Origin of the sequence: Pseudomonas sp. (genome assembly GCF_030684895.1) — a bacterium.
Classification (GTDB): domain Bacteria; phylum Pseudomonadota; class Gammaproteobacteria; order Pseudomonadales; family Pseudomonadaceae; genus Aquipseudomonas.
Genome location: NZ_JAUXXP010000064.1, coordinates 1 through 8956, shown reverse-complemented (window position 1 = coordinate 8956; position 8956 = coordinate 1). Strand labels below are relative to the sequence as shown.

The 8956-nt window shown below is 59.4% G+C and carries 9 protein-coding genes and 1 tRNA gene; 1 reads left to right on the top strand and 9 read right to left on the bottom strand.

Translation table 11 applies throughout. The annotated features are described in order from the left end of the window. Positions 1-120, top strand: a 120-nt coding sequence (locus Q8M42_RS14915) for an IS3 family transposase (RefSeq protein WP_304867645.1), incomplete at its 5' end; no start/stop codon positions are given. Here Q8M42_RS14915 and Q8M42_RS14910 read toward each other — a convergent pair. The 9 genes from Q8M42_RS14910 to Q8M42_RS14870 form a co-directional block, all read right to left on the bottom strand. After that, a complete protein-coding gene (locus Q8M42_RS14910; protein ID WP_304867640.1) occupies positions 117-458 on the bottom strand; it encodes an HNH endonuclease in 342 nt (113 codons plus the stop codon). The genes Q8M42_RS14915 and Q8M42_RS14910 overlap by 4 nt on opposite strands. Before the next feature lie 163 nt (positions 459-621). Next, positions 622-1269 (bottom strand): CHAP domain-containing protein, encoded by a 648-nt coding sequence (locus Q8M42_RS14905; RefSeq protein WP_304867638.1) that lies wholly within the window; start codon positions 1267-1269, stop codon positions 622-624. 72 nt (positions 1270-1341) lie between these two features. Next, positions 1342-1581, bottom strand: coding sequence for a hypothetical protein (locus tag Q8M42_RS14900; protein WP_304867636.1), 240 nt, complete (start codon positions 1579-1581; stop codon positions 1342-1344). A gap of 222 nt (positions 1582-1803) precedes the next feature. Further along, entirely contained in the window at positions 1804-2391 is a 588-nt protein-coding gene (locus Q8M42_RS14895) for a hypothetical protein (RefSeq protein ID WP_304867634.1), read from the bottom strand. 5 nt (positions 2392-2396) lie between these two features. Then, complete coding sequence (locus Q8M42_RS14890) at positions 2397-3428, bottom strand: hypothetical protein (protein WP_304867632.1); 1032 nt, start codon at positions 3426-3428, stop codon at positions 2397-2399. Between the two features lie 11 nt (positions 3429-3439). After that, positions 3440-3967 carry a PAAR domain-containing protein gene (locus tag Q8M42_RS14885; RefSeq protein ID WP_304867630.1) on the bottom strand — a complete coding sequence of 176 codons (528 nt, stop codon included), beginning with the start codon at positions 3965-3967 and terminating at the stop codon, positions 3440-3442. A 453-nt stretch (positions 3968-4420) separates the two neighbouring features. Next, positions 4421-4497: transfer RNA gene (locus Q8M42_RS14880), tRNA-Ile, on the bottom strand. Positions 4498-4512: 15 nt separating this feature from the next. After that, positions 4513-8247, bottom strand: coding sequence for a bifunctional diguanylate cyclase/phosphodiesterase (locus Q8M42_RS14875; protein ID WP_304867627.1), 3735 nt, complete (start codon positions 8245-8247; stop codon positions 4513-4515). Between the two features lie 104 nt (positions 8248-8351). After that, a partial coding sequence (locus Q8M42_RS14870; protein ID WP_305284355.1) for a sigma-70 family RNA polymerase sigma factor occupies positions 8352-8956 on the bottom strand: 605 nt, incomplete at its 5' end.

Sequence of the window (8956 nt, the reverse complement as noted above, 5' to 3'; positions counted from 1 at the left end):
GCCGATGTGTTCGATTACATCGAGATGTTCTACAACCCGAAACGCCGACACGGTTTCAACAATCAGCTGTCACCGGTAGAGTTTGAAAAACGCTATTTCCAGAGCTTGGAGAGTGTCTAGAAAACCGGGGGCGATTCATAGTGCACATAGCGGATCGCTGTACCGCACAGCTCACAGTTGCCGGCGAGGTCGCCGAGGTCATCTTCGCCACTGTATTCCCACCCTGAGTCGGGCCGTATTTCCCCATGCTCGCGCGCATGGCAGCCCCGGCAGAGCGTTTCACAATCCGAATGGTCGTACTGCCAGGGCTTGCGCCCGCTGATGTAGTGCTTGTGGTGAACTTGCAGGGCGACGCCATCCGGCCGCCCACGGCCACACTCAACGCAAACGCCACCATCCAGCGCTATTACCTGTTCTCTGAATGCAGCCCACTGCTTGTCGGCATAATGATTCGCCATCCCTAGCTCTCCCGCGCCTGTCCTTGTCAGCCCTTGAGGGCTCAGCGGCGCAACTTCAGTGCATCGCTTGCTGCGTCGCCTTTCAGACCAGCCTAGCTGCCTGGCGCGCTGGTTGCGTAGCAAACGTGGTAGCGGGTGCTACGACCGCCGCCGGGTAGGCGGGCTATTGCTCGGGACTGTAGTTCTGCTCAGGTACAGACAGTTCGTCAGCTGGCAGCAGTCTCAGCCAACCCAGTACCCGTGACTGCTCGATATACCAGTGGCCTTCTCGTTGGGTAAGCACCAGGTCTTCTCTGGAGCTGCCAAAGGGGCCGGGGTTTTGCTGGGCGATTTGCAGGGTGCCAGTGCCGACGCTGGCAATGATCGCGACATGACCGTAGCGGTTGAGCAGCGAGGGGGCGAACACCAGTAGGTCTTCTGCTTGCGGCTGCTCGGTGCTGCCGTTGCGAAACTGCAACATCGCCCGTTTGGCGTTCAGGCTGCCGTCGCTGATGGTTGGGTCGAAGAAGTCTTTGGCGTGCCCGTAGGTGTCGGGCATACGGTGGCCATGGCGCTCGAAGTAGTAGCGCTTTACGAACTCCACGCATTGATAACGTAGCCCCAGGTTGTAGCCGTCCGCGCTCAGGTTGCGGCCCTGCACGGTATTGACCCCACCGTTGTAGTAAATCGCCACGCCATTCAACTCATCGAGCTCATCGCCTACAGAGTGTTGGTCGTTGGGGTTGATGCGGGTAACGGCTGCATAAGTCGCCAGAGCGATCAAAGGCAGCAGAACACAGCTAGCGAGCAGGGCAATTCGGCGTTTGTTCATCGTGAGGGCTTTATAAGTTGGAGGGCGCGGCTGTGGTATTGGGCTGGATCGTTCGCGCGGTGTAGAGCGGCATTAATCCGTGTTTGGATCTGCTGCCGTTGAGTGCCCGTTATCGGTGACATCGAGCCTGTAAAGCCTTTCTATATCTTGCCCCGTGCATTGGGTGCCATAGGTGCTGCCATAAACCAGTACGTCGTAGCCCCCAGCCTTGGTGGGAATACCCTGAATAACGCCATGCTTTTCTCTTTCGATATGGGTTAACTCCAAGCCATTGGGCAATGGCATGCCTGGAGATACCAGCAACTGGCTCATGGGGGTACTGGCGTTGATCACATCTATAACGAATGCGATAGGGGGCTCCCACGACTGCAGCAGGAAGCTCCCTGGGCAGAAGCTCCGGCGCAGGCCTTATGGCGCAGCCGACCACGACATTACTGAGCATGAGGACTTCACAACCTGTTAGCGGAATGGCCATACAGAGAGTGAGCAGCGTATTTCGCAGCATGGTTGCGTTGTTCTTTGCGGAGGAGGTGGTTAGCGCGATTTGCGTTCGAGTTCTGCTATTTCGGCAAAGGCTTTTCGATGCTCGGCTTGCGAGGCGTAGTCGCCGCTGATTTCCTTGGCGTCTTTTCCGGTTAGGTCATTGCCAGTCAGCGCATCGCGCGCGAACAGGATGGCAAACTTCCGACCGTCCAATTCCAAGTAGAGATAGTAGTAGTCCTCGGGCTTGTTGGGCTCGGCGAAGGCGCTGTAGGTATAGCGGATGCGATGGCTGAGATCGGGCTGGTTCAGTATCAGTGCCTGGGTATCTGTGTCTTCAAGGTAGCTGCTGTCGAAGGCTTCGGCCGCGGCATAGGGAAGCTCGGCCAATTGCTCGGGTGTAAAGGGCCTGAGCTGGCTGCGTAGCATGGTGACATTGCTGGCTCCGCCGTCGGCCTCAATGTTGCGTGGTTTGTACATGCCACTAACAAACCACTGGCTGGCATCGAACATCTCTTCGACTTCGAAACCGCCGTAATACGTCATGATTTTTTTTGGCATTTGGCTTTCCTTGGCATTCAGATAAAGCCCGGCCGCCAAACTGGCGACCAGGGCAATGCTACATAGCAGTAGCTTGTTCAAGCGCCTCATAGTGGCTTGTATTCCCGCAGGGTGGCAGGTACCCCAGTGGGCGAGTCGCCTGCACGCACAGGGCGAACCGCCCCCTCAGCGTCCAGTGGGTAACCGATGGTTCGATCATTTCCATCGCGACTATTGGCATGGCGTACTAGGGCCTCATCCTGCGCGCTGGCAGTTTTGATCGGTGGCTGTGGCGCGGGTGCGTTAGGTAGTTGGGCGTTTGCGTCTTTACTGGCCTGTCGGTGCGCGGCTAAGCGCCTCTGATAGTCGCTGAGTCGATGCCTGTATGCCTTCATTGCTTGTGCGTCGGCTTTGGTTTTCTCCTGGGCATTGGTTAACCCAGCACGATCACTGGCATTGCCGTAGGTCTGGTCATAATTACTGCGCCGTGGAAACGCCCACACAGCAGTTTGAGCGGTGTTGGCGATCAACTGCGCCAGACTTTTCTCGTACAACGGATCTTCGCCCTCGCGGACGTGTACGTCGGCGTGAATACCAAGACCAGTACGGCAAGCATAGGAGTGAATCTTGGCACTCAGGTCGAACGCTTCAGGCTTGAGCATCAGGGCTTGGGCATCGCGCATGCGGTAGCTGTCAGCCTTGTCTAGTTCATAACCAAACTCGATGGTGCCGACCAGGCCGTGGGAGAAAATGTCGAGTTGCTTGATCTCACGCTTTTTGCTGATGCGTAGGTTGATGAAGTCGAGCAGCTGGGCAATTGAATCCAGTTCGCGATACTTAGCGCCATAGCGGGTTTCGACCACGTCCTTTATGGCATCGAGCAGGGGGCGTTCGTAGTCTTCGGTGAAAATCAGAAAAATTCGTTGGGTGGCATCGTTAGCGCTTGCGGGCGGGTAGAGGCGAGTTTGCCGGATGCCCTGATTGATAAAACGCATCTTGTTGCCTTTCTGCCCCCGAAGTTTTTCCATCAGGGTCATATGCGAGGCGCCGACCACGGTAATGAAGTCACGCTGCAGGGCAATAGGGATCTGCTGAATAGCGTGCTCGGCACTAGTCTTACCTTGATGAGGTGCTGTCATTGCATCCGTCCTTAGAAGCTAATGCCCTGTTGCTTGAGGTAATTGGCCGCATCCCGTCCCCAGCGAACGACAACGGATTGTGGGTCTTTGGTAAATACCCGCTCGGTATTGCCATAGCCATTGGTGTAACCGACAAAGCGCTGGCCATCGCCACATTCCACGCAGTAGAGCGCGTCTTCGACGGGTTGGCCGCTATTGCTGTCTATCAACTGGTACTGCTCGCTGTGCCTGGGCAGGATTTCTGGTGCGCTGAACGGCGCGCTGCCCGATTGAGTACCAACCAGTACGTCGCCTGAACCGGTGATGATGATCCCGCCATGAGCGGTGGCACTGCCAAGAAACGCAATGGGTTTTCCATTGACCAGGATGCTGCTTATGCCTTCGCTGACCGCATCGCCACAGGCCGTACTGTCACCGACCCGCAGGGTGGGAAGGTTGTTGATCAGTACATCCGGCGAACCACTGGTGGTCGGGTTGGTGCCATGCCCAGGAATGGGGCACGCATTTAAATCGCTAAGGCGGGAGGCGGGTTTTGCCATGGCTGTCGTCCTTGTGCCAAGTCATCAAGCATTCTGAGCTCCATGGGATTTTTCCGATGTGGCTAAGTTCACTTTTCGAGGCGGTGACGTCGTGCATGCGTCGGTAGGTTTGCTTCCAGTGTGTCATCCCTGGTTTCGTAGCCCCCTCCTCCAGGCCCCACAATACGGCCAACTAGTGGTTATTTTCTTCGGGCTGGTTGATTTGGTAGCTGTTGCCCCTTACCGCGACACCATCATCCAGCTCCACGATATTCACTGTATGAAAGCTTCCAATCGCTTCCACCAGCCGGTTTTCCGCACCAGGGCTTTATAGTTGCCTGTGTCCGTTTTGAAGATGGTGGCCATCTTTTTCCTGCTCCAAAGCGTACTGCTGTACCGGCAATGTACTTTTGTACTGGCCTAGCTGTTTTTCTCGCAGACATGAAAAAGCCGCGCAGTGCGCGGCTTTAAAGGTGGTGGGCCCACACGGACTCGAACCGTGGACCAAAGGATTATGAGTCCTCTGCTCTAACCAACTGAGCTATGGGCCCTCAGAGGCGGGCGGATTATACCGGTGCCTTCTCGGCAGCGCCAACCGAATGGCGCGGGGTGAGGAAGTTTTGTGCGAAGGCGTCCGCATGGATGGCGCGGCTGATGACGAAGCCCTGGATCTGCTCGCAACCTTCGGCGGCGAGGAACAGTTCCTGGGCCTTGGTTTCCACCCCTTCGGCGATCACGGTCAGTTGCATGCTGCGCCCCAGGGCGATGATGGCGCGCACGATGGCGACGTCGTTGCTGTCGTTGGGCAGGCCGCGCACGAAGGATTGGTCGATTTTCAGGGTGTCGACCGGCAGGCGCTTGAGGTAGCTGAGCGAGGAGTAGCCGGTGCCGAAATCATCGATGGCCAGTTGAATGCCCAGGCTTTTCAGCTGGTGCAGCAGGTTCAGCGCTTCTTCAGCCTGGTTCATGATGAAGCTTTCGGTGATTTCCAGTTGCAGCAGCTCCGGGGCTAGGTCGTTGTCTTCCAGCAGGCTGGAGATGCGTACCAGCAGGTGCGGCTGGCGCAGTTGCACGCCGGTTAGGTTGACCGACAGCGGGCCGAACGGTGCGTGCTGTTGTTGCCATTGCTGCATTTGCCAGCAGGCCTGGCGCAGCACCCAGTCGCCAAGGGCGATGATCAGGCCGGTTTCTTCGGCCAGGGGAATAAAGCGATCCGGCGGGATTTCGCCGAATACCGGGTGATGCCAGCGCACCAGTGCCTCGGCGCCAATCAGGCGGTTGTTGCTGAGGCTGCGCTTGGGTTGGTAGTAGAGCTGCAGTTGTTCCAGTTCGATGGCGCGGCGCAGTTCGCGCTCCAAGGCCATGCGTTCGGTGGCCTGGAAGGTCAGGTCGCGGGTGTACAGTTCCACGCGGTTGCGTCCGCGCGCCTTGGAGCGGTACATGGCGGCGTCGGCATTTTTCACCAGGGTGGCGACATCGTCGCCGTCGTCCGGGTAGCGGCTGATGCCGATGCTGGCGCTGATAAACAGCTCCTGCTCGTCGAACTGGAAGGGCAGGCTGAAGCAGTCGAGCAGCTTGTGCGCCACCAGTTCTGCATCGCCATCGTGTTGCAGGCCGGGCAGCAGGATGATGAATTCATCACCGCCGAGGCGCGCCACGGTGTCGATATCACGTAGGTGGGCTTTCAGGCGTACGGCAATGCTCTTCAGCAGTTGGTCGCCGACCGGGTGGCCGAGGCTGTCGTTGATGTGTTTGAAGCGGTCCAGGTCGATAAACAGTACGGCGCCCATGCGTTTGTCGATGTGCGCGTCTTCGAGGGCGGCGCGCAGGCGGGCTTCAAACAGCATGCGGTTGGGCAGGCCAGTGAGCGGGTCGTGATGAGCCTGGTGATCGAGGCTGGCCTGGGCGTGCTTGAGCGAGCTGATATCGGCAAACACGCCGACAAAGTGGGTGATCTGCTGATCGCTGTCACGCACGGCGCTGATGGTCAGCCATTCCGGGTAGAGCTCGCCGCTCTTGCGCTTGTTCCAGATCTCGCCTTGCCAGTGCCCGGAGGCGCTGAGGTTGTGCCACATGGCGGCGTAGAAGGCGCTGTCGTGGTTGCCGGAGGCGAGCAGGCGCGGCGACTGACCGAGGGCTTCGGCTTCGCTGTAGCCGGTGATGCTGGTGAAGGCGCGGTTGACCGCGGTGATGCGCTGCTGCAGGTCGGTGATCATCACGCCTTCGGCGGTGCTTTCGAAGACGGTGGCGGCCTGCTTGAGGTTTTCCTGCATCTGCTCGCGCTCGGTAATGTCGCGCGCGATGGTCAGCATGCAGGTGTCGCCTTCGATGGGGATCGGCTGCACCGACATCTCGCAGGTGCGCAGCGAGCCATTGCGGGTGCGGATAAGGGCGCGGAAATCACGCACCGAGCCATGCTGCTGCACGTGCTCGAACATCCGGGTGCGGTCGTCCGGGTCGGCCCAGATACCCAGCTGCAGGGTCGAAGTGTCGGTCGCTTCATTGACGCTGTAGCCGGTGATGTGGCTGAAGCCTTCGTTGACGTCCAGCAGCTGGCCGTCGCTCAGACGGGTGATCAGCAGGCCGTCGGGGGAGGCGTGGAAGGCCTTGGCAAATTTGTCTTCGGAGAGTTTGAGGCGTTGCTGGGTGTCCTTCAGCTCGCTGATGTCGCGTACCGCCACGACCAGGGTGCTGTTGTCATCCAGGGTGACCTTCTGTGCGGAAATCAGCGCGGTGAACTGGCCGCCATCGCGCCGGCGGAAGGTGCCCTCGATATTGTGCGCGCTGCCCTTGCGCAGCATTTCCAGAATACGTGGGCCGATGCCTTGCTCCATCCACAGGTCCAACTCCGAGCTGGTGTGGCCGATGGCTTCGGCGGCGCTGATGCCGAACTGTTGCTCGAAGGTGTTGTTGACCGCCAGCAGGCGGCCGTCGTGTAGGTTGAGCAGGGCAATGATGTCCGGGCAGCTGTGGAATACCGAGGCGAATTTCTGCTCCGACAGGGCCAGCGCCTGTTCGGTGCGCTTGGTTTCGGTGATGTCGATCAGTAGGCCGCGCAGCATTTGGCTGCCATCTTGCGGCGACAGGGTGACGATATCGCGTACCCAGACCTCGCGGCCGCCAGCGGCGAGCATGCGGTAGTCCATGCTGTGGTCGCGTCCGGCCTGGGTTTCACTGCGGCAATAGTCGAGGGTGTGGCGCGCGTCATCGGGGTGCAGGATGCGTTCGATAAAGCCGGGCTGCAGCCAGTCCTGTGCCGGATAGCCGAGCAGCTTCTCTGCCTGGGGGGCGACATAGGTGTAGCGAAAGTCGCTGGGGTCCATCTGCCAGGCCACGGCGTTGAGGCTTTCCACCAGGCCGCGGTAGTGCTGCTCGCTGTTGCGCAGCTCGCCTTCCAATAGGGCGCGGTTGTGCATTTCACTGCGCAGGCGGTGGTTGATGCGCAGGATGCTGAAGATGATCAGCAAGGCCACCAGCAGGCCGGGCAGGCCAAACAGCAGCAAGCTGCGCCAGAACGGGCGCTCATCAAGCGGATCACCGACCCAGCGCTGCTTGATGTCGGCGATTTCACTGGGGGTGAGTTCGTCCAGCAGCTTGTCGAGAATGCCGGCCAGGATCGCTTGGTCCTTCGGTACGGCCATGGCCAGTTGGTAGCGGTACGGGGTTTGCCCGCTTATGGTGATGCCGTCGAGCTTGAGCTGGCGCAGGTGCCAGACGCTGGAGGCCAGGTCGCCGACCATTGCGTCGGCTTGCCCGGAGGCCAGCGCTTGCAAAGCGGCGGCCACGCTGGGGCGCGGCCAGAGGCGCAGCTCGGGGTGTTTGTCGCGCAGCAGTTCGTGGGTGGCGTAGCTGTCGACCACTGCCACGCGCAGGCCTTGCAGCTCGCGCAGTCTGCGCGGTTGCGGGCCTTGCTCCTGAGTCAGGATGACAATCGGGAAGTCGAGGTAGGGGCGAGTGAAGGTCAGGTATTGCTCGCGTTCGGGGGTGGCCATCAGGCTGGGTAGCAGGTGCAGTTTGCCGGTTCTGGCATCGGCCAGCACTTCGCTCCAGTTCTGTGCGGGGGCTGGGCGCAGGGTGATCGACAGGCGCTGCTCGATCAGGCGTACATAGTCGGCGGCGAGGCCCTGGTACTGCTCATCGTTGTCGATAAATTCGTAGGGGGGCCAGTCGCGGTCAACGCCCAGGCTCAGTTGCGGATGCTCGGTCAGCCAGGTTTGCTCGGCGGGCGTCAACTCAAGGCTGAGGGCGGGCACGGTCCAGCACGCCAAACACAACAGGAGGGTGGCTGCAACACGCGGCATGGGCTGGCTCGTTCGCTGGGCAATTGGGAAAAGTGTAGACCGCTTGGCAGGCCTTGGTAGTTGCCCAGAATGCAAAACCCCCGGCAGGGCCGGGGGTTTTGGTGTTACTCGTCGAGGAAGGAGCGTAGGTGCTCGCTTCTCGTCGGGTGGCGCAGCTTGCGCAGCGCCTTGGCTTCAATCTGACGAATCCGCTCGCGGGTTACATCGAACTGCTTACCGACTTCCTCAAGGGTGTGGTCGGTATTCATGTCGATGCCGAAGCGCATGCGCAGTACCTTGGCTTCACGCGCGGTGAGGCCGGAGAGGACTTCGCGAGTCGCTTCTTTAAGGCTCTCAACAGTGGCGACATCGATTGGCGACTGCATGGTCGAGTCTTCGATGAAGTCACCCAGGTGGGAGTCTTCGTCATCACCGATTGGGGTTTCCATGGAGATCGGCTCTTTAGCGATCTTCAATACCTTACGGATCTTGTCCTCAGGCATTTCCATGCGTTCACCCAGCTCTTCCGGGGTCGGTTCGCGACCCATTTCCTGCAGCATTTGCCGGGAAATACGGTTGAGCTTGTTGATTGTCTCGATCATGTGCACCGGAATACGGATGGTGCGTGCTTGGTCGGCAATCGAGCGGGTGATCGCCTGGCGAATCCACCAGGTGGCGTAGGTTGAGAACTTGTAACCGCGACGGTATTCGAACTTGTCCACCGCCTTCA